The organism is Mesorhizobium sp. P160927, assembly GCF_057766385.1.
In genome coordinates, this window is sequence record NZ_JBYMDW010000001.1 from 2058652 (window position 1) to 2078309 (window position 19658).

The window sequence follows — 19658 nt, forward strand, 5'->3', positions numbered from 1 at the left end:
CTGTCATGCCGCCAGTATGGCGAACTGCTCGGCCAGGGGAGGGATGTGGATTGAACGCGTACCTTGCCTGTCGCTTGCGCATCATGGGAAGGATTTCGATCCCGGGCAGGATGATGCTGGCGGTGGCCGGCGATTCCTTCAAGCCCAGCATCGGCCGCACACGGCGTTTGATGCGCCGGTGGTCCTGCTCGATCCTGTTGTTCAAGTATCGACTTTTCCTGATCGTGATCGGTCTCAGGCAGCGCCGGGAACGATCCTGCAATCGATTTGCCACATCGCAGGAAGTGATGGCTTCGTGATTGGTCTGGCTCCCGATGACGATGCGACCGAGCCGGTCCAGCGCTTTCCTGAAGAAGCGTTGAGCCGCCAGGAGGTCGCGATGCTCGCTGAACCAGAATCCGACCCGTGCCGCCGACACTGTCGATGGCGCGGTAGAGATACATCCACTCACCGCGACCCTTGATGTAGGTTTCGTCGGCATGCCATTTGCCGGTGCCGGCACGCTTGCGGCGGTTGAAGCGCTCCAGCAACCCCGGCGCGAAATGAATGACCCAGCGATGGATCGTCGAGTGATCGACGCCGATGCCGCGTCCGGCCATCATTTCTTTCAAGTCGGGCAGGCTCTGATTGTAGATTCCATGGGCGTGGAAAGCGATCGGCTCTCTGACAGAGTGAGGTTGCTGAACCAACCCTGTGGAGACGACCATGCATATTTCAACTGACCGATCCGAAACACCGACCGCCATCCGCACCAATCTCTGCGCGATTGTCACTCTTCTTGGATGAGTGGACTGGATGTCGTTGTTTTGGAACATTCATCGCTCATCCTAATTCAGTGGATTCGTCCCGGTTAGGTGGATTCTTACCCTGATTTGGTGGACGAAGGCGAGGGCGACGGTCATGGGTCGTAACCCCGACAAGCTTGCGGCCGATGATGCCGACTGGCGCAGGGCTGTGGCGCGCGAGGCTGTCATCCGCCCTTTGGCATCGAAGGATCGCTTGTCTCCCGCCGATATAGGCCTCGCGTGCCGCCAACTCGGTGTGAGGCGGGCACGCCTTTATGAACTTCTCGCTCAATACCGGGTCTCTCCTGTCACGAGTTCGCTGCTTGGGCACAACCCCGGCCCAGCGAAAGGGGCGGCGGCGCCTGTCGGAAGAGATGGAGGCGCTGATCGAGACCGCGATGCGCGACACCTACCGCAGGCGGGAGAGGCCTTCGATCACCGCCCTGCATGACCGCGTTCGAGAGTTGTGCCGAGCTTGTGGAGAGGTGGCGCCTTCCTGGAAGGCGGTAAGGGCCCGTGTGAAGCTTGCCGATCCGCGGCTCCTGATGCGTGATCGGGAAGGGGCAAAGGCGGCGCGTGAACGGTTTGAGCCTGTGGTGCAGGAATATCGCGCCGATCATGCGCGCTTCACATCGTCCAGATCGACCACACATTGGTCGATCTGTTTATCGTTGATGCCGTGCATCGCCGGCCCCTTCAGCGGCCTTGGCTGACGCTGGCCATCGACATCGCAAGCCGCATGGTGGCGGGGTTCTACCTTACTCTGGAAAGTCCGTCGTCGGCATCTGTAGCGCTTTGCGTCCAGCACATGGTGATGCCGAAGGAACTCTGGCTTGAGGCGCGCGATATCAAGGCGGCGTGGCCGGTTTACGGGTTGCCTGATGTGATCCACGTTGACAACGGCAGGGAATTCCATGGAAAGGCGCTGACCCGAGGAACCGCGGAGCACGGCATCGCCCTTGAATATCGGCCCGTCGCAAGGCCGCATTATGGGGGGCACAACGAGCGGCTGATCGGGACGATGATGGATGCGGTCCATCTGCTTCCGGGCACGACGTCCAGCAACATCGCCGCGCGCGGCTCCTACGATCCGCAAAACCATGCCGCCATGACGCTCGACGAACTGGAAGGGTGGCTCGCGCTGCAGATTGTCGGCCGCTATCATGCGGAAATCCACAGCAGCCTGCATCTGCCGCCCGCTAGCGCGTGGGACGACGCCTTTGCGGCACGTCGCCATCCCTTGCGGCTGCCCCATCACCGCGAACGATTTCTCCAGGATTTTCTGCCCTTCGAGGAGCGCAGCATCAGGCGCGACGGCGTGCATCTGTTCGGACTTCGCTATTGGGACGATTGTTAAGTCCCTGGGCAGGCCGGCATCCTCGCCGGATGCGCGTCGGATATGACCCGCGCGACCTGTCGTGCGTGTTTGTGGAAGGCCCCGATGGCACGAACTGGCCGGTCCGGTTTGCCGATCTCAGGCGGCCGCGCATTACGCTCGGCGAGCATCGTCTTGCCCGCACGGCGCTGAAGGAGCGCGGCGTCAAGGCGGTGGACGAGCAGCTGATTTTCGACAGGGTCGAAAAGCAGCGGCAGCTCGTCGACGCAGCCGGACATAGGACCAGGAGCGCGCGCCGGCATGCGAGCGCCGCGACCGATCGCTGATGGCGACCGAAAACAGGAGCTTTTCCGCCCCGGAGATCGACCACGACGAAGAATGGGATACCGATCTACCCTCGTTGGTCGTGGAAGAATGGTCTTGAGCGACTACCAGCATCTGCTGCCCGCCTATCGCCCGCATGGCGATGCCGACAGGATCGCCTGGATCCGAGCGGACCGCTGGCTGAAAACCGCCCAGGCGCGCGCGGCACTGGCGAGGCTGGAGGACCTGCTGTCCTGTCCTGTGCGCGACCGCATGCCCTGCCTGCTGCTTTATGGCGACACCGGCATGGGCAAGACCAAGATCATCCGCAAGTTCCTGCGTGACCATCCGGCCTGTTTCGATCGGGGCACAAGGTGCTAACCGGCGAACGGGTGAGCCACGTCAACCGTATCAAGGGATTGTTGTTTGCACAGGGCATCTTCGGATACGAACCGCTGCGCCGCGATCGGCGGGCACGGCTTGAGGAACTGCGGACCGGCGATGGCCGAGCGCTGCCAGCGCATCTCAAAGCGCAGATATGCCGGCGAACTCGATCGGCTGGAACTGATTCTCGAGCAAGTCAAGACCGTGGAGACGGAGCGAGCCGCGGCTTCTTGGGGTCAAGGGTTAAATTCAGCAACGCATGAGCAGAACTCCAGGACTGTTTCGGCATCCAAGGTCTGAGCCCGATTGCATGACCGGCCGTCTCCGAGCACGATCAACCTCACATGCGGTCGCCGTTCAGTACGGCTGCACCAATATCCCGCTTGCGGCGGGCAAGGGCTCAGGAGGATGAGACCATTCTACAAAACGGCATTCAGGCCATGCCAGGTACCGGTTCATCCACCTGGATCGGCCAGGACTGATCGGGTCCTGGCGGATTACGGGATTAGGGTCAAACAGCCTTCATCACGACGCCTTCGATCACGATGCCGGCGGTCACATACTTCCAGAGTGCGACTAGCAGCTTGCGGGCGAGCGCCACAATCATTGTCTTACGCATCCGCCCGCCGTTTTGCTCGACGCGTCCACGGAACCAGAGAGAGCAAGCGCCGATTGCGGTTGATGACGCAGCCATAGCCAGGCGAGTTGAACCATCGTCGTTCGCAGCCGCGGATTGCCGGATTTCGACACGCCTTGCTCACGATCGATCGATCCGCTTTGCCAAGGCGTCGGCGCAAGGCCAGCGTAGGCCGCCACTTGTCGTCGGTTGTCGAAATGGCGGAACAACCCTTCCGACCAAAGCATGGCAGCAAACTCCGGTCCGATGCCCTTCACGTCTAGCAACATCGCCGCCGAGGTGGGTGTTGCCGTGTCTTGCGCCTCGGCCAGCAACGCCCATGTGAGGCCAGATACCAGCGCACGCATAACAAGATGACGGACTGGTCGAACTGATGGCCTTTGACATCTCGAACCTCGCGAAAGTTGATGCAGGGTTCCTCCCACGCGGCCAGTTACCAAAAATTTGCAACACAACCCTGTCGGGCGACATGCACAATTGACCCCCTAACGACACCAAGAACTGATGGAGTGGATGCCCCCTCCCGACGGCATCGCAATGTGCCAGAGTGATGTTCGCTAGAACGTCACTAGAGGAGAGAGCATCCATGAGGAAAATTAGCATTGTTGGCTTGGATCTGGCAAAGCGGGTGTTTCAGGTGCATGCCGCTGGAAGCGACGGCGCGGTAGTTTTGCGTCGGAAACTGTCACGCGGGCAGGTCCTCGCCTTTTTTACCGAGCTGTCGAAGTGCATTGTTGCGATGGAAGCATGCGCGACAGCGCACTATTGGGCGCGTGAGATTGGCAAGCTCGGTCATGAAGTTCGCCTGCTCCCACCCGCTTACGTGAAGCCCTTCGTCAAACGACAGAAAAATGATGCGGCTGACGCCGAGGCCATTGTCGAGGCGGCCGCCCGTCGATCCGGTTCGTGGTTCCCAAGACAGAGAACCAGCAAGCCTGCTCTATGCTCTTCCGGACGCGCGACGCTCACCTGGCTGAACATGGCGTAAGGAAGGCGCTTTCCTGCGGTTTGGGGGCGTGCCGGCGGAAGTTCTGATCGACAATGCGAAGGCGCTGGTCGAATACCATGACGCGGTGACGCGCGACGTGAGGTTCAACGCACGACTGCACACCTTTGCCCGATATTGGGGCTTCACACCGCGGGCCTGTGCGCCTTACCGGGCCAGAACGAAGGGCAAGGACGAACGCGGAGTCGGCTATGTCAAGAAGAACGCGATCGCCGGTCGCCGGTTCGAGAGTTGGGCGGCGTTCGAGGCGCATCTGGATCGGTGGACGCGCGAGGTTGCCGACCCACGTGAACACGGCACGACCGGCGTGGCGCCGGCGGAGCGTTTTGCCGACGAAGCCAAGGCGCTCCGCCCGCTGGTTGGTCGCGCCCCGTTCGGGCAGCTGCGAGATCAAAGCACGGAGGCACGCGATGAGCAGCAGTGCGCAGAAGAGAGCCATCGAGAATTACCGGTCTCGCCTGACTGAGCGCGGCATCGCGCGGTTCGAGATCCAGGCGTTCGACACCGACCGCGATCTACTCCGAACCCTTGCCAGGAAATTGACTGAGACGGGACCGGAAGCTAGGCGGCTTCGCCGCACCATACAGCAGGCAATGACCGGTGAACCCCCGAAAGCGGGCGGCATTCTCGCCGCGTTGCGTCGCTCGCCTCTGGTTGGCGCCAATCTCGACCTCAGCCGGCCGCGCGAAGAAGGGCGCAAGATCGACCTGTGACGCGCTACCTCCTTGAAACCAATATCATCAGCAACGTCATAAAGCCGGAACCGTCGGGCTCGCTGCTGGACTGGATGGGCGCGCAGAAGGACGAAGACCTCTTCATTCGAAAGCGTGACGCGCTTGACGCTTGGTTCGCCGGACCTGAGGGACCACAGGCCCTGTTCGCTGGCCGCGTTCTATCGTTCGACAAGAAAGCTGGCCTCGTGTGGGCGCGGCTGATGGCCAACGGCAAAGCCAAAGGCCGTTCGCGGAGCGCGCTAGACACAATCATTGCCGCTGTAGCCGAATCCAACGAGTATGTCGTCGTGACCGATGATGAAAAGGACTTCGAGGACGTTCAGATCATCAACCCGCTCCATAGCTCCGGAAGCCAAGAACCTGGCAGGTGACGATAGCTCGAACGGTCCGGCCGATTCACTTTGAGGATTTCAGCGGCACCGAGTTCGAACGTCTCGGTGTTCGCCTATGGCTGGTGGTTCGGCTAGACGGGAAGCGATTAACGGCGTGACATCATCGGCACACATCCGTTCGACGACCGACCAGACGAGCGCACTGTCAATCAACGCGTCAATCGCGGCAGCCTGACCCAAGCGAAGGCTGAGAAGGACATGACGGCAGCGGTCAATGCAGTCATGGGCAAACCTGACGTGCGCGTTGCGATACCTTGAGAATGGCCGCGAGTTGGGCGCCACGTCGCTACAGCCACAAAACACGCCGCTCACCGCGAATGCAGACTGCGACATCGTCGCTGCCGACGGCGCAGCAATCACACACATGCCTTAAGCGCTCGGGCCCTATCTGGGTTGGTAGGTGTCCAAGCGACGTGGCCAGTGGTTTAGTTGGCATGAACCTGGGTGCCGATCGATCTGTGGCAAGATCCGTACGGCACTTTCGGTTCGGACCGATGTCGCCAAGCCGCGCTCTTCATCTGAGCGGTCGCGAGCGTATTTTGGGCAGATCAGAATGGAGAATGAGATGAAGCAGCGGGCCGCTCTCTCACATGGTATTCGCCCAACCGGACTCTTTCGGAACACCAGCTACGTGGTCAACAAGAGCATGGCGTATTTCGATGCGGCCCACGCAGCTGGTCTTATGGCCGTCTCTGGGCGTTCCACGACCGGACGCGCCTTTGCTTTGGGTACCGGTCCGCTTAACAATCGACCGCAGGCAATTGATTTCGTGCGATGCTCTTATCTGGGTCTCGACAATCATCCGGTGATCATCGCTGGCGCGATCGAGGCAATTGAGGCGCACCGGTCATTGCATTGGTCGTGCGCACGAACACGACTCAATTTCGATCTTCTCGCAGAGCTTGAAGCAACCCTTTCGGAAATGTTCTCCGCGCGTGTGCTCACCTTTTCCAGTGTCATGCTCGCCAATCTGGGCGCGCTGCCCCTCCTTGCTTCGGGCCAATTAACGGGCGGAAGGAAGCCGGTCGTCGTGTTCGATCGCGTTGCGCACATCTCGCTCGCCCATCACAAGCCGGTCTTGGCTGATGAAACGCGGGTGGAAACGATTGCGCACAACGACATCGACGCTCTCGAACGCTTGTGCCGCCAGGAGCCGGTGGTCGCCTATATATGCGATGGCGTTTACTCCATGGGGGGCCATGCGCCGCTCAAGGAACTGCGCCAACTCCAGGAACGCTATGGGCTCTTTCTCTATGTCGACGATGCTCACGGCATATCGCTGTTCGGACGCCAAGGCCAAGGATTTGCGCGCTCTCAGTTTCCGCAAGAGCTTGGTGACCGCACGATCATAGCAGCCTCGCTGGGCAAGGGATTCGGCGCATCGGGCGGAATGTTGATGCTCGGAACGGCTGACCAGGAGATTCTGTTTCGACGTTACTCCGTCCCCCATGCGTTCTCGGCGGCCGCCAATCTGGCGGCAGTTGGCGCGGCGCTTGGCTCGTGCAAGATTCATCGCTCGGCAGAACTCGGCCAGCGGCAAAGGCTGTTGGCGCAACGCATTGACCTCTTCGACCGTCATGTCGCAACCGCCCAGCAAGGCAGTTCGCTTCCGATCAGAATGATCGCTATCGGATCGGAGTCCAGGGCGATCGCAATCGCAAGAGAGCTTCTCGATGCCGGCTTCTATACCTCGGTGACGTTTTTCCCGACAGTTCCGCAAGGAAAGGCGGGGATCCGGGTGTGCGTTACTGCCGATCATGAGGTCCGAGACATAGAACGGTTGCGCGATCGCATTTTGGAAAAGGTAGCCGACACAACCGCCGAGCCCCATACGCGACCGAGTCTCCCCTGAGGTGATCATGACGATTCAACGGAGGAGTTTCATGGGACTGCCAGATGCCACGACGGCCTCGTTGCGAGGCGTTGCGATCGTCAACGCAACTCATTTCAACCCGGAAGCTGACCTCGGCATGCTGCTGGTTTACGACCACTCCGTGCGCGTCAGCACCCAAGGGCACATAAATCCTAAGAAAAGAAATCGCATGCTGGCGCCGGCAGAGCAGTCGCGAATACCGCTGATGTTGTATGCGGAAGGCGGCGGAGGTCGGCCGGCCGACACCGATCGGCTTGACATGACCTGCTCGAGCCGACTTGAATGCAACTCGCGAGGCGTTCCGGTCTGGTCGCTGACCGCCGAATTCGGCGGCATGGAATTGGAGGGTTGCGGACGGCTTGACTTCCGGAAGGACATGGAGGCGATCGCAGATTCCGAGCGCGAAGACTGTCGCCGCAAGAAAGTCGCGGAATTCTGTGCCAACGAGACGGTCGTATCAGTTGCCTCGGTATTCGAGATCGACATCGCAATCGATCCTGGGGAGACGCGACGGCGGATCAAAGCGGATCTGCGCTTGGTCCCAATGCCGCCAGCACGCACCAGTCTAAAATGCCGGTGTATCAATGTCTGGTGAGCAGCGCCACACCCGTGGAGGCGCAGATTCGCATCGCGTAGCCGATGGTTCCGGAGCATGGCCTGGAAAGGAGCCCCCGGGGGTGTTGTCGCATCTGCGGGTGGTCGAAATCGGTAGCTCGGCCGCAACCAGTTATTGCGCGCGGCTGTTTGCCGACTTCGGCGCCGACGTTCAGAAAATTGAGCCGCCAACAGGCGATCCTCTTCGCCGCACCGCGCCAGTCACGCCCAGTGGACAGAGCGCGTGGTTCGCATTCCTGAACTTCAACAAGTCTAGCAACGTCATCGATTCCAACGACCCGGATGCGGCCGCACGGCTGACGGCATTAATCGAGAATTGCGACATTCTGGTCGATGGCCGCGATGTCGGTTCCGCGGACTGCCCGTCCGTTGATATAGCTGCAATCCGGCAGCGGCGCCCCGGGTTGACCTACCTCGAAGCGAGTTGGTTCGGCCGCGAGGGTCCCTACGGGGGATTCGTAGCAACTGATTCGACCGTCCGCGCGCTCGCCGGCTTCGTCAAGCTGGCCGGACCGGTTCAGGGCCCGCCGTTGCACGCACCGGATTTCCAAACGGGTATCCTTGCTGGCCTGTGGGGCTTCATTGCAGTGGCTTCTTCGGCGGTTGCGCGAATGCAGGGTGGGGGAGGGCGGTCGTGGTCTCTGAGTATTTTCGAATCGAGCCTCGCTGTCAGCGAGTATCTTATGTTCGAGGCGTTTGCGCGCGGCGACGTGATGCACCGCATTGGTACTAACCGCTTCTGGCCGGGCTTTCCGGCCGGCATTTACGAAACCAAGAAGGGTTGGCTTGGCGTCACGACGTGGACCCCGGCACAATGGCACGCATTCTGCGACATGCTCCGCCTATCCGAATTGCGCGATGATCCGGCTCTGGTCCTCGCCGAAGATCGTTTGCAGCACATGGAACATATCGAACGACAGTTCATCCCAAAGTTGAGGGAGCGAACAGCGCAAGATTGGTTCGAGGAGGGATTGAAACGGAAGATCCCAATCGTGCCCGTACCGGAAATATCCGATCTGCTCCTCGATACCGAGAAAAAAGCGCGCGGCGCGATCGTGCCCGTATTGCTTGGAGACGAAGAGGGCTTGACCGCTGGCTCGATGCAGCGGTTGATATCGACGCCGCCGCGCCGGGGCGGGAAGGTTCCAGCTCCCGGCGAGCATCAGGCTTTCGCGAATCAGGGAACACATCCAACCGCATTGACGTCGTCCGGCTGCATCGATGCCGGCTGGCAGCCGTTGCACGAGGTTCGCGTGATCGACTTCTCGATGGGCTGGGCGGGCCCGTTGTGTACGCGCACCTTGGGTGACCTCGGCGCGGACGTCATCAAGATCGAGGCCATCCAATATCCGGACTGGTTCCGCGGCGTTGATCGAAGCCCTGCTTACGTCGACGACCATTTATACGAAAAGGCGATGTGCTACTGCATCATGAATCGCAACAAGCGCGGTATCACACTCGACCTGACGCGGCCGCAAGGCCTCATTCTCGCAAAACGGCTTGTAGTGGGAGCCGATATTGTCGTCAGCAATTATTCGGTCGACGTGCTGCCGAAGCTCGGGCTTGGGTACGACGTGCTCAGGACGCTGAACCGACGCCTCGTCATGATGTCGATGTCAGCCTTTGGCGCCGACAGCGTTCATCGCAATTGCCGGGCCTATGGCTCGACTCTCGAGCAAGCCTCAGGGTTACCAAGTGTGGTCGGAGATCCCGGCGGACCACCTGTCATGAGTCACGTCGCCTTCGGAGATGCCGTCGGTGGGTTGAACGGCTGCGTGGCAGTTTTGATTGCACTGATTCACGCCCGCAACACAGGGCAGGGACAGTTCATTGATCTTGCGCAGATCGAATGCATGATGCCGTTTGCGGCACCATGGATCACCGTTGGCTCGATGGGTGGTTTGCCGCCACCAAAGTTTGGAAATCGACATCCGGAGTTTGTCCCTCATGGCTGCTTCCGGAGTGCAGGTGAGGACAACTGGATCATGGTAGCCGCAACTGACGAGGATATGTGGCAGAGGCTTGCCGTTCTTATTGGTCGGCCAGATTGGGCTGCAGACGCGTTGCTAAAATCTGCAGAAGCTCGCCGGGCCATTGAGGATGTTATCGAGGAAGGCATCACAGTCTGGACGCAGAGCCGCGACGCGGATGAGGCCATGTCCGAGTTGCAAGCAGCAAGAGTCGCTGCCGGCGTAGCTCGGACGCCAAAGGACCTACTTACGGATCGGCATCTCGCCTCTCGCGCGTTTCTGCAAGACGTTGAACGTGCTTTCGTGGGCTTACATCCGCAGCCCTCGATGCCTATCCGCGAAGGTGCAGGCCCCTATGCAATTCGCACAGCAGCGCCGACACTCGGACAGCATAACAGAGACATCCTATCAGGGATTCTCGGCCTTTCCGATGCTGAGATCGCACAATTAGTCAGGGAGGGCATCATCGGTGTGGCGATGCTCTCCGAAGGAGAGCTGTCACAAGCAGAAAAGGTGTCGTCAGATAAATCGACGCTACAGCCCTGAACAAAAGGAGGTCAAGAGGGATGTTAGGGCGGCATCGTGCCTCACTTGGGCGGCGGGATTGAGAGCTGGGCCTGATTGTGTGACGCGGTTCAACTATTCGAGACTGGTCAAGCTCACATACGGTAGTCGCTTGGGACGGCTGCACCAATATCCCGCAACGCCCCTTCGGGTTTGATGCGGCCGGTCATAGGGCCGCTGGTCTGTATGGAGATCGCGGATCCGGTCCAATACGCTTGCACGCGCGCTCAAAGGCGCTTGGGATAATTACTGGCTTTTCCGATGCCGTCTTCTGACCCTTGCGCCATGCCTCTCGTCTGACTTTCCTGCCTCCCTGACCGCCTCGCGACCGCGATGAGCTTTATACCGCCGTAGCCGGAGTTCTGGAGGTCCCTCCGTGCGCCATCAGCGCCTAGAATCCTCGCGATCTTGTTCGCCAACGCGACCGTCACCAGCATGCGCGGCTTTCGAGCCAGCATGCTGGCCAGCCACAGGCTTGTCTTCCGTCCGTCGCGTGCGGCGACTTTGTGACCGAGATCGCTCCGAGGATCAGCAGCTTTCGCAGACTGCGCTCGCCCATCTTGGTTGTCCGGCCCAGCCGTTCCTTGCCCCCGCTGGAGTGCTGCCTGGGTGTAAGCCCCAGCCACGTGGCGAAGTCACGTCCTCGCCGGAAAGTCGAAGCTGCGGGCGCCAGAGCCTGCAAGGCGGTGGCGACGACCGGGCTGATCACGGTATTGTCATCAGGCGCTTGGCGACCGAGTCAGTCTTGGCCCTGATGGCGATCTCACGATCCAGCAGCAGGATCCTTGCCTGGATCGCCGTGAGATGACGTGGGAAAGGCCGGCGGCAGTCGCTCGCTCTGTGTTGTCCTGAACCGTGCTGAGGGCAATCCCGAGCATAGTGGCAATGTCGCGAACGCTTATGCCGTCCGCGCTCAGTCGAAGCAGTTGCGTTCGGCTTTTGTGATCGGAATGGCGTCCGGCAATCGTCGGAATCTGCATCCTCATAAGGGTTGGTCCTCTGAGATCAAAGCTTCCTATCAGGAGGCCAACTCTCTAAACACTCCCTCTCTTCGCGTCAGAAGTAAGCGCGAATTTCCCCGCACCTTTTGCTCTTGAGTGCTCTGATGCATGCAGGTGTCCACCGAAATACGTGGACACCAGGTGATGGAAGAAGATGAGCAGAAACTGCTGGTGAGGCTTGTCGGTCGGGACGGGCGACGCCGATACGACCGCGCATCGAAGGAGCGTCTTGTCTCGGCCTGCCTTGAGCCTGGCGTGTCGGTATCGAGGCTCGCGCTCGAACATGGGGTCAATGCGAACCTTCTTCAGAAGTGGATAAAGAAGCGCGCGGAGACCCAGTCCCTCCCGCCGTCCCCGCCACCTGCGTTCATCCCGGTTCAGATTGAAAGCACTTCCGATCGGGCCTTGCTGCGACAGAGCAGCATGGCTGCGGTGGATTCGCCGGGGACTTGCGATGGGGTGCGTAGGTCGGCATCGAAAAGGACAGCGCCTTTTTCCTCTCCAGCCAAGGTGAGCGCGTCGCTGCCGAACGGCGTGAAGTTGACGCTGGAATGCGGTGATGTGGATGCATTGCACGGCGACCATCGGAGGCACTGGGTCATGTTCAGACTGGGCGCTGACCTGAAAGTCTACCTGCACCGCGAGCCGATCGACTTCCGGGCCGGCATCAACAGCCTTGCGGTTCTGGTCCAAGAGACGATGGCGCTCGATCCGTTTGCTCCGGCGGTTTTTGCGTTCTGCAATCGCCGTCGCGACCGGATGAAGCTCCTGTTCTTCGATCGGTCGGGCTTTGTGCTGGTCCTGAAGCGGCTGACCGAGGACAGGTTCAGGTGGCCGCGCCGGGAGGCAGCGGTGGTCACGCTTACGACCGAGCAATTGCACTGGATCCTCGACGGCATCGATATCGATGCGATGGTCCGCCATCCGGCGCGGCAATATCAGGTTGCCGGCTGAGGGCTCTCGAATTGAGCGGTTGACGCCGCGGCATGCTTTCGATTCAAGAATCTGATGAATCGACCCGGCGAACCGACTGTTGAAGAGTTGATGGCGCGTATTGCTGCGCTGCAGGCGGTCAACTCGCCGAACGCGTCGTCAAACTCGAGGAAGAGCTGGCGCTTGCACGACTGCATCGTTTTGCGCCGAAGAGCGAAAAGCATATTGACCGCCTCTTCAATGAAGCCGAACAGGCCGCGGATGAGGACGCCGCCGACAACAAAGATGGCGGCGGCGTTGTCCTGCCGGACACGGGCTTGCCGGCGGCCGAAGGGGAGACGGGAAAGAAGCGCGGCCGCAAGGCCTTGCCGGAAAACCTGCCGCGCGAGCGTGTCGAGTATGACCTTCCCGACGATCAGAAGGTCTGTCCTTGCTGCCGTCACCAGATGCATCGCATGGGCGAGACCATTACCGAGCAGCTTCATATCGAGGTGAAGGCGAAGGTCCTGCAGAATGTGCGGTTCAAATATGCTTGCCGCCATTGTGAGCGTACCGGCATCAACACGCCGGTCGTGACCGCGCCGATGCCCGCGCAACCCTTGCCGGGCAGCATCGCTACGGCCTCGACGCTGGCCTTCGCGCTCGTTCACAAATACGTCGACGGCACACCGCTCTACCGCCTGGCGCAGGCCTTCGAGCGCGCGGGTGTTCCTGTCAGCCGTGGCGCTCTGGGCCACTGGGTGATCGGCTCGAGCGAAAAGCATCTCTCCCGCATCTATGACGCCCTGAAGCTGCGGCTCAGATCGCAGCCCCTCATCCATGGCGACGAGACGACTGTTCAGGTCCTGAAGGAAAAGGATCGAGAGGCCGCCAGCACCTCGTACATGTGGGCATACCGGAGCGGCCAGGACAGTGACGAGCCTATCGTGCTGCTCGATTATCAACCGGGTCGCGGCCAGATACACCCGCAGACCTTCTTGGGCGATTACCGCGGCATAGTCATGAGTGATGGCTATTCCGCTTGGCGCACGCTGGAAGGGGCAACGCATCTTGGCTGCATGGCCCATTCGAGGCGGCGCTTCGTCGATGCCCTAAAGGCGAGGAAGAAAGGCGGCGGCCCGCCGGAACAGGCACTCCGCTTCTTCGAACAGCTCTATCGGATTGAAAGTCAGGCGCGGAACGAAATCCCCGATGACGGCGAAACGCGAGATGACTGCATTCGCCGCTTCCGCCAGCAACATAGAGCAGAATCTGATCACTCAGGCTCGTATCCTGCGGCGCAGAAGTAGTTTGAGCACTCCTCGGCGGTGAAGCGTGGCAAGGGGTCGCGGATTGCGTCCCAAAGCTCGGGGATGTTGCGTGCGGCGGCTTTCCTGAGGATCGACTTCAGCTTGGAGAAGGCATTCTCGATTGATGGTGTGGATGGCTCCTGCTCCCGGCGTCGCATTGCGCCATAGTTGGGATGTTGTCGTCCCGAGCAAAGGAGCCATCCATGTCAGAACTTGCCACAGTTGGCATCGACCTCGCAAAGAGTGTCTTCCAGATCCATGGTGTCGATGGGAACGGTCGGGTTCTCGTACGCCGTCAGCTTCGCCGCAGCCAGTTGCTGGTGTTTTTCCAGAAGCGTCCACGATGCCTGATCGGCATGGAGGCTTGCGCAGGTTCTCACGATTGGGGGCGCAGGCTTCTGAAGATGGGGCACGACGTCCGGCTGATGCCGCCCTCCTATGTGAAGCCTTACGTGAAGCGCGGGAAGACGGATGCTGCGGATGCGGCCGCCATCTGTGAAGCCGTGACACGCCCCTCCATGCGGTTTGTCGCCATCAAGAGCGAAGCCTGCTCGTCGGTTCTGGTTCTTCACCGCACGCGAGACTTTCTGGTTCGCCAGCGCACGCAGATCGGCAACGCGATCCGGGCCCACATGACGGAGTTCGGCGTCATCGCGGCGAAGGGCGCGCAGAACGTCAATCGACTGAAGGATCAACTGGATCAACTGCCGGAAGTAGCTCGAATGCCTGTGAGTTTGCTCTTCGATCAGTTGGCCGAGACGGACAAGCGGATCGAGCGGCTGACCGACGAGCTCGAAGAGACCTACGCGCAAAGCGAGACAAGCCAGCGTCTAGCCACAATCCCAGGTGTGGGGATGCTGTCGGCGACGATCATCGCGGCGACGACGCCGGATGTCGACAATTTCGGCAGCGCAAGGGACTATGCCGCCTGGCTCGGCCTCACTCCCAAGCCGCACTCCACCGGAGGCAAGCAGAGGGTGGGCCGGATCTCGAAGATGGGCAATCGTTATATCCGACGCTTGCTGTATCTGGGCGCCATGGCGCAGATCATGCTCAGATGCAGACTCAAGCGCGAGCCGAGCTCGGACTGGCTATCGGGCATGCTGATGCGAAAGAAGACGAAGATCGTCGCCGTCGCTTTGGCGCATCGCATGGCACGAACAATATTCGCCGTCCTGAGGGACGGATCGCGTTACGAGCCGCAGTCAGCCTGACAGGCTCTCGGAATGGTCAGGGCAAAGTGAGGTGATGGCGAACAAACGGAGACGAAGAACCAGGACACCCCGATTAATCCGAAGCGCCTCGAGCGCGCTCGATTGAGTGGGACCTGTTCTCCAAGCGGATATTCATCAGGGCGCGCAGCGATCCCGTTGCACATTCAGACGCCGTATACATGGCCGCAACCGACCTGTTCACCAAACCCGATCCGATACCCTTGACCCGCAGGAGCCATCCATACACGGGTTAAAGTCGGGGCTGTAAGGCGGTAGGAAGAGCATTCGCGCGCCGGCCGCTTCGATCGCTTGGCGGGCGGCGGCGACTTTGTGAGCGGGCAGGTTGTCGAGGATGACGATGTCACCAACTCGAAGCGTAGGCGCCAATACATGCTCGGCATAAGCGGCGAACCATTCACCCGTCATCGGTCCGTCGAGGACCATCGGCGCAGTCATGCCCGTCAGGCGCAATGCGCCTGTAAAAGTAGTCGTTTTCCAGTGCCCGTGCGGGATCGGAGATCGGCACCGCATGCCCCGCTTTGCCCGTCCACGCAGGCGAGCCATCTTCGTCGATGCGCCGGTCTCGTCGATAAAGACCAACCGTTCGGGATCGAGATCAGGCTGGGCCTTGAACCAGGCGCGTCGCCGCGCGAGCACGTCGGGCCGATCCTGCTCGCTGGCGTGCGCTGTTTTTTGAAGGTCATCGAGTGACGGTCGAGAAAGCGCCAGATCGTGCTCGGCGCGAACACGACCGCATGCTCCGCCCTGAGAAATTCAGCCAACTCGACCAGTGTGATGTCGTCCTGACCTTCGATCACCGCTAGGATCGTATCCCGGTAGGCTTCGATCCGCTGGGAGCGCTTGTCTCCGCCTTGGGGCTTTGCCCGCGTCGCGCCGCTCTCTCGCCATTCGCGGACCCAGCGGACCGCGCTTGCCGCGGCAACACCGAAACGATCCGCCGCAGCCCGCCGCGACAGGCCACTCTCAACCGCTGCGATCACTCGCGAACGCAAATCCTCCGATATGGCTCTAACCATGCCTGCTGGCCTCCATACCCAGCCGACATGATGAATCAGATATTCTCCCCGATGGGAATCCCTCGCGATTCCATCAGGTCAGGTTATGCTCTAGTGTCCCCATCCTCCATGCTCTCAAGGCATGGCTCGACGACATCGCCCCAAAAGTCTTGCCGGACAGCAAGCTCGGCGACGCCGTCTCCTACACCCTGAAGCAATGGGGATATCTGACGCGTTACACCGAGGACGGCAGCATGCCGATCGACAACAATCTTCTCGAGCGTGACATCAGGATTTTTGCAACTGGCAGGAAGAGTTGGTTTTTCAGCGATACTGTCGACGGAGCCAAGGCCAGCGCCGTCATCTACAGCCTGACGTTGACCTGCCGCGCCTGTGGCGTCGAGCCGTTAGCGTGGTTGCGCCACGTCCTCACTGAACTGCCTCAGCGCCCCGAGAAAGTGGTTATCGACGATCTCCTGCCCTTCAACTTCCTCAAAGCCGCCGCAGCCTGACCCGACGCGTCCGTCTGAAAGCGATCAGCTGTTGCAAGGGCCGTCCACGTGCGGGGAAATGAGCGCTTACCGTCAGAAGGCTAGTCGCAAACTCATAAACTGGGTATCGTGCTAACTCAAGGCTTCTTTTGGAGGCTTTGATGCGTAGGTATGAATTGAGCGATTTTGAATGGGGCATCATCGCGCCTCATCTCCCCAACAAGGTCCGCGGTGTGGCACGCGTTGACGACCGCAAGGTGCTCAACGGCATCCTGTGGCGTTTCCGCACCGGCTCACCCTGGGCCGATGTGCCGGAACGCTATGGCCCCTACACCCTACACCACCTGCTACAACCGGTTCGTGCGATGGCGCCAAGCCGGGGGCTGGGATCGGCATCTGGCGGCGGTTTCCAAGGCCTTTGACGGCGAGATCATCATGATCGACAGCTCCTGTGACCGCGTTCACCAGCACGCTGCCACGGCAAAAAAGGGGGCGCTGACGATGGCTGCATGGGACGTTCCCGCGGCGGCCTCACGACCAAGATCCACGCGCTCGCCGATGCCGAAGGCCGGCCGATCGACCTTGTCCTGACGGCTGGACAGGCACATGACGGCAAGCCCGCCGCCGCCATGCTCGACGCCCTGCAACCCGATGCAATCCTGCTTGCCGACCGCGCCTACGACAGCGATGTTATCCGGACGCTCGCGGCGGAGCGAAAAGCGTGGGCGAACATCCCCCCGAAGAAGAACCGGACCGGAAGTTTTCCTTTCAGCGCATGGGTCTACAGGCAGCGCAATCTCGTCGAGCGATACTTCAACAAACTTAAGCACTTCAGAGGTATCGCAACTCGATATGACCGCGATCCGCTCAATTTCCTCGCTGCCATCGAGCTCGCCTCAGTGCGCATCTGGCTCCGCGCTTATGAGTCATCGTGTAATTTGTGGCTGCTTCCCTCAGGCCTCGGGTGAGGCGCACACTTCTGGTTGTCGAATCCTGAAGGAAGGAAACAGCCATGAAGCATTATGCCGGACTGGACCTGTCGATGGAAAGCACGCAGGTCTGCATTATTGATGAAAATGGACGCAAGCTGAGTTCCGAGAAGGCTGAGAGCACGCCGGATGCGATCGCCGACGCATTACGCCGACACGGCCCGATCGAGCGGGCGGTGATCGAAACCGGACGTATGTCACCCGCGATCTGCCTTGGCCTGCGGGAGCTGGGCGTCAACGTGGTGTGTATCGATGCCCGCCAGGCGCACCAGAGCCTCAAGGCGATGAAGGCGAACAAAACCGATCCCCATGATGCTGCAGGGCTCGCGCAACTGGCAAGAACGGGCTTCTACAAGGAGGTTCATGTCAAATCGCCGGCCGCGCACGGTGTACGCAGCATGATCACCGCTCGCGGTCATCTGGTGGAGGCCCGTGTCCGGCTCGACAACATGATCCGTGAGTTGTGCGCCACCTTCGGCTATAGGCCGGGCGTCGGGCAGGGAGAGGCCTTCATCGAACGCATCATGGAAGCATCCCACATCCCTGGTCTTGGCGAAGCGATTACTTCGTTGCTGACGGTGCGCGTGCAACTGGTCGAGCAGATCAAGGAACTGGATCTCAAGCTGCGTATGCTCGCCGCTCAGTCGCAGGCCTGCCAGATCCTCATGAGTATACCTGGTGTTGGCATCCAGACTTCAGCCGCCTTCTCCGCCGCCATCGACGAGGCCGGCCGGTTCCGACAATCGCGAAACGCGGGTGCCTACTTTGGGCTGGTGCCCAGGCGTCATCAATCCGGTGAACTCGACTGGACAGGCCGGATCACCAAGCAAGGTGACAGCATGGTCCGCAAGCTTCTCTACGAAGCAGCCAACTCAATCCTGACTCGGAGCCGGGGGAGCTTCGCGCTCAAGACTTGGGCGCTGAAAATCTCGAAGCGCCGCGGTCTGAAGAAAGCCCGAGTGGCACTCGCGCGGCGTCTCGCTGTCATCATGCATGCCATGCTGCGCGACGGCACTTTGTTCGAGGCTTGAGATGAGGTAGAAACAGTTTTCCAGCGGTGAAGCGCCAGCGCTGATCCGAGGGCGGTGTCCCGCGAGGGAACGCAGGGACGGACGATATGCGAAGGTAGTCAGATGGGCCTGAGAGCCCGCTGCGAGTCAATGCAACGTCCGGCCTTGTGAGACCCGATACAGCACGACCAGCTCCGGCTCGGCCAGTGCGGACAGATCCTTGAAACCCTCAAGGGATACACCGCCAAGCTCTGCAAATTACAGATCTACGAAGTTCAATCTGCATAGTGCGGTCGTGCCAGCGAAAATGACGCATCTACAATTGGCTCGCTTTGTGATGAGAATCAATTCGGCTCCTCAACTCCTCGCCGGTGAGCCAAATAAGCCACTCGTCGTCTAGGATCTTCTCTTCTACTAGCCGTAATATTGAACCACCCGGTTCATGATGTGGCATCCCGTATTGTGCAACAATACCCTTATCTAATGACCAACGCTCTACAAGCCCACACACGAAGTCTGGAGACCACAAGGCAAAAGACACGCCGCATGCTATTCCAGCCGCGATTCTGGGCAGGCCCTGGCCTCTGTAGTCTTTGCGCACCCATATATCCCCAAGGAAGGCTACTTTCCCGGTAAGGTTCTTTGCGCTCGGTGCTGTACACGTACAACTGTCGTTAGGATGTGCGTGTATGGCCGGGTCAGCATAGAACGCCTTCAGGGATTGCCAATGTTCTGCAAAATTGCTGTGCGAAAGGTCGTACAATCGAGCAGCATCGAGAAGGGCAACATCATCATTATGGTCGACGCCGACAATCCAAAATCCCTCACCTGCTTTAATTGGCGAACGATCTGGTCGAAAATTTGGGTATGTTGGACTCTTTGTTGGAGTGGCCCGCGTGATCGAGACGTATTTATGAAAATCGAATCCTATCGAGATTTTAATTCCCTTTTGGGCGGCATCGTCGTCATATCCTTTGAGAAAGCGTGAGATGGCCAATGGATTAACTATTCTTTTGTTCATGGCAGTGTCCCTATGGTAATGATCTGGGGCATGGGTGGACGGCGCGCCTCTGATAGATGGATACACCATCAACACGGATCGAGATGCTATCTACT

Annotated in this window: 13 protein-coding genes and 13 pseudogenes; 19 read left to right on the top strand and 7 right to left on the bottom strand. The window is 60.0% G+C overall.

Annotated elements, in window-relative coordinates:
* Positions 1-3: 3 nt before the first annotated feature.
* A pseudogene (locus AC3CB8_RS10020) lies at positions 4-632 on the bottom strand (IS6 family transposase); the annotation flags it as partial.
* 527 nt (positions 633-1159) lie between these two features.
* Between AC3CB8_RS10020 and AC3CB8_RS10025 the strand changes: the two are divergent.
* The 5 genes and pseudogenes from AC3CB8_RS10025 to AC3CB8_RS10045 form a co-directional block, all read left to right on the top strand.
* Positions 1160-1498, top strand: a complete 339-nt coding sequence (locus AC3CB8_RS10025) for a DNA-binding domain-containing protein (RefSeq protein ID WP_352726983.1) — start codon at positions 1160-1162, stop codon at positions 1496-1498.
* Positions 1438-2142 carry a Mu transposase C-terminal domain-containing protein gene (locus AC3CB8_RS10030; RefSeq protein ID WP_352726985.1) on the top strand — a complete coding sequence of 235 codons (705 nt, stop codon included), beginning with the start codon at positions 1438-1440 and terminating at the stop codon, positions 2140-2142. The genes AC3CB8_RS10025 and AC3CB8_RS10030 overlap by 61 nt, the downstream gene beginning before the upstream one ends.
* 29 nt (positions 2143-2171) lie before the next feature.
* Positions 2172-2447 carry a hypothetical protein gene (locus tag AC3CB8_RS10035; protein ID WP_352726987.1) on the top strand — a complete coding sequence of 92 codons (276 nt, stop codon included), beginning with the start codon at positions 2172-2174 and terminating at the stop codon, positions 2445-2447.
* 88 nt (positions 2448-2535) lie between these two features.
* Positions 2536-2805, top strand: a complete 270-nt coding sequence (locus AC3CB8_RS10040) for a TniB family NTP-binding protein (RefSeq protein ID WP_352726989.1) — start codon at positions 2536-2538, stop codon at positions 2803-2805.
* A pseudogene (locus tag AC3CB8_RS10045) lies at positions 2796-3027 on the top strand (IS110 family transposase); the annotation flags it as partial. The gene AC3CB8_RS10040 and the pseudogene AC3CB8_RS10045, both read left to right, overlap by 10 nt.
* A 292-nt stretch (positions 3028-3319) precedes the next feature.
* On the opposite strand, the pseudogene AC3CB8_RS10050 reads toward AC3CB8_RS10045, so the two are convergent.
* Positions 3320-3726: pseudogene (locus tag AC3CB8_RS10050) on the bottom strand (transposase); the annotation flags it as partial.
* A gap of 305 nt (positions 3727-4031) precedes the next feature.
* Between AC3CB8_RS10050 and AC3CB8_RS10055 the strand changes: the two are divergent.
* The 7 genes and pseudogenes from AC3CB8_RS10055 to AC3CB8_RS10085 form a co-directional block, all read left to right on the top strand.
* A pseudogene (locus AC3CB8_RS10055) lies at positions 4032-4408 on the top strand (IS110 family transposase); the annotation flags it as partial.
* 26 nt (positions 4409-4434) lie between these two features.
* Positions 4435-4842, top strand: a pseudogene (locus tag AC3CB8_RS10060) (IS21 family transposase); the annotation flags it as partial.
* Between the two features lie 19 nt (positions 4843-4861).
* Complete coding sequence (locus AC3CB8_RS10065) at positions 4862-5164, top strand: hypothetical protein (RefSeq protein WP_352726991.1); 303 nt, start codon at positions 4862-4864, stop codon at positions 5162-5164.
* The gene (locus AC3CB8_RS10070) at positions 5161-5556 is read left to right on the top strand and encodes a PIN domain-containing protein (RefSeq protein ID WP_352726992.1); all 396 of its coding nucleotides are present in this window, start codon (positions 5161-5163) and stop codon (positions 5554-5556) included. Before AC3CB8_RS10065 ends, AC3CB8_RS10070 begins: the two co-directional genes overlap by 4 nt.
* 586 nt (positions 5557-6142) lie before the next feature.
* Entirely contained in the window at positions 6143-7429 is a 1287-nt protein-coding gene (locus tag AC3CB8_RS10075) for an aminotransferase class I/II-fold pyridoxal phosphate-dependent enzyme (RefSeq protein WP_352726994.1), read from the top strand.
* 31 nt (positions 7430-7460) lie between these two features.
* Positions 7461-8045 (top strand): hypothetical protein, encoded by a 585-nt coding sequence (locus AC3CB8_RS10080; RefSeq protein WP_435053108.1) that lies wholly within the window; start codon positions 7461-7463, stop codon positions 8043-8045.
* A gap of 82 nt (positions 8046-8127) precedes the next feature.
* Positions 8128-10581, top strand: a complete 2454-nt coding sequence (locus tag AC3CB8_RS10085) for a CaiB/BaiF CoA-transferase family protein (RefSeq protein WP_352726996.1) — start codon at positions 8128-8130, stop codon at positions 10579-10581.
* Between the two features lie 358 nt (positions 10582-10939).
* Here AC3CB8_RS10085 and AC3CB8_RS10090 read toward each other — a convergent pair.
* A pseudogene (locus AC3CB8_RS10090) lies at positions 10940-11403 on the bottom strand (transposase); the annotation flags it as partial.
* Positions 11319-11585, bottom strand: coding sequence for a helix-turn-helix domain-containing protein (locus AC3CB8_RS10095; RefSeq protein ID WP_352726998.1), 267 nt, complete (start codon positions 11583-11585; stop codon positions 11319-11321). The gene AC3CB8_RS10095 and the pseudogene AC3CB8_RS10090, both read right to left, overlap by 85 nt.
* A gap of 159 nt (positions 11586-11744) precedes the next feature.
* Here AC3CB8_RS10095 and tnpA point away from each other — a divergent pair.
* The 4 genes and pseudogenes from tnpA (at position 11745) to AC3CB8_RS10115 (ending at position 15036) form a co-directional block, all read left to right on the top strand.
* A pseudogene (gene tnpA, locus AC3CB8_RS10100) lies at positions 11745-12220 on the top strand (IS66-like element accessory protein TnpA).
* Between the two features lie 16 nt (positions 12221-12236).
* Positions 12237-12554: pseudogene (tnpB, locus tag AC3CB8_RS10105) on the top strand (IS66 family insertion sequence element accessory protein TnpB); the annotation flags it as partial.
* Positions 12555-12608: 54 nt separating this feature from the next.
* Positions 12609-13774, top strand: a pseudogene (tnpC, locus tag AC3CB8_RS10110) (IS66 family transposase); the annotation flags it as partial.
* Positions 13775-14025: 251 nt separating this feature from the next.
* Positions 14026-15036 (top strand): IS110 family RNA-guided transposase, encoded by a 1011-nt coding sequence (locus tag AC3CB8_RS10115; RefSeq protein WP_488377290.1) that lies wholly within the window; start codon positions 14026-14028, stop codon positions 15034-15036.
* Between the two features lie 246 nt (positions 15037-15282).
* Here AC3CB8_RS10115 and AC3CB8_RS10120 read toward each other — a convergent pair.
* Positions 15283-15732 (bottom strand): annotated as a pseudogene (locus tag AC3CB8_RS10120) (IS630 family transposase); the annotation flags it as partial.
* Between the two features lie 77 nt (positions 15733-15809).
* A pseudogene (locus AC3CB8_RS10125) lies at positions 15810-16073 on the bottom strand (helix-turn-helix domain-containing protein); the annotation flags it as partial.
* A 38-nt stretch (positions 16074-16111) separates the two neighbouring features.
* On the opposite strand from AC3CB8_RS10125, the pseudogene AC3CB8_RS10130 reads away from it, so the two are divergent.
* From AC3CB8_RS10130 to AC3CB8_RS10140, 3 genes and pseudogenes are all read left to right on the top strand, one after another.
* Positions 16112-16564 (top strand): annotated as a pseudogene (locus tag AC3CB8_RS10130) (IS66 family transposase); the annotation flags it as partial.
* 140 nt (positions 16565-16704) lie between these two features.
* Positions 16705-17511: pseudogene (locus tag AC3CB8_RS10135) on the top strand (IS5 family transposase).
* Between the two features lie 44 nt (positions 17512-17555).
* On the top strand, positions 17556-18563 hold the full coding sequence (locus AC3CB8_RS10140) for an IS110 family RNA-guided transposase (RefSeq protein ID WP_488377296.1): 1008 nt from the start codon (positions 17556-17558) through the stop codon (positions 18561-18563).
* Positions 18564-18858: 295 nt separating this feature from the next.
* Here the strand turns inward: AC3CB8_RS10140 and AC3CB8_RS10145 are convergent, their stop codons facing one another.
* The gene (locus tag AC3CB8_RS10145) at positions 18859-19563 is read right to left on the bottom strand and encodes a hypothetical protein (protein WP_352727450.1); all 705 of its coding nucleotides are present in this window, start codon (positions 19561-19563) and stop codon (positions 18859-18861) included.
* Positions 19564-19658: the final 95 nt, after the last annotated feature.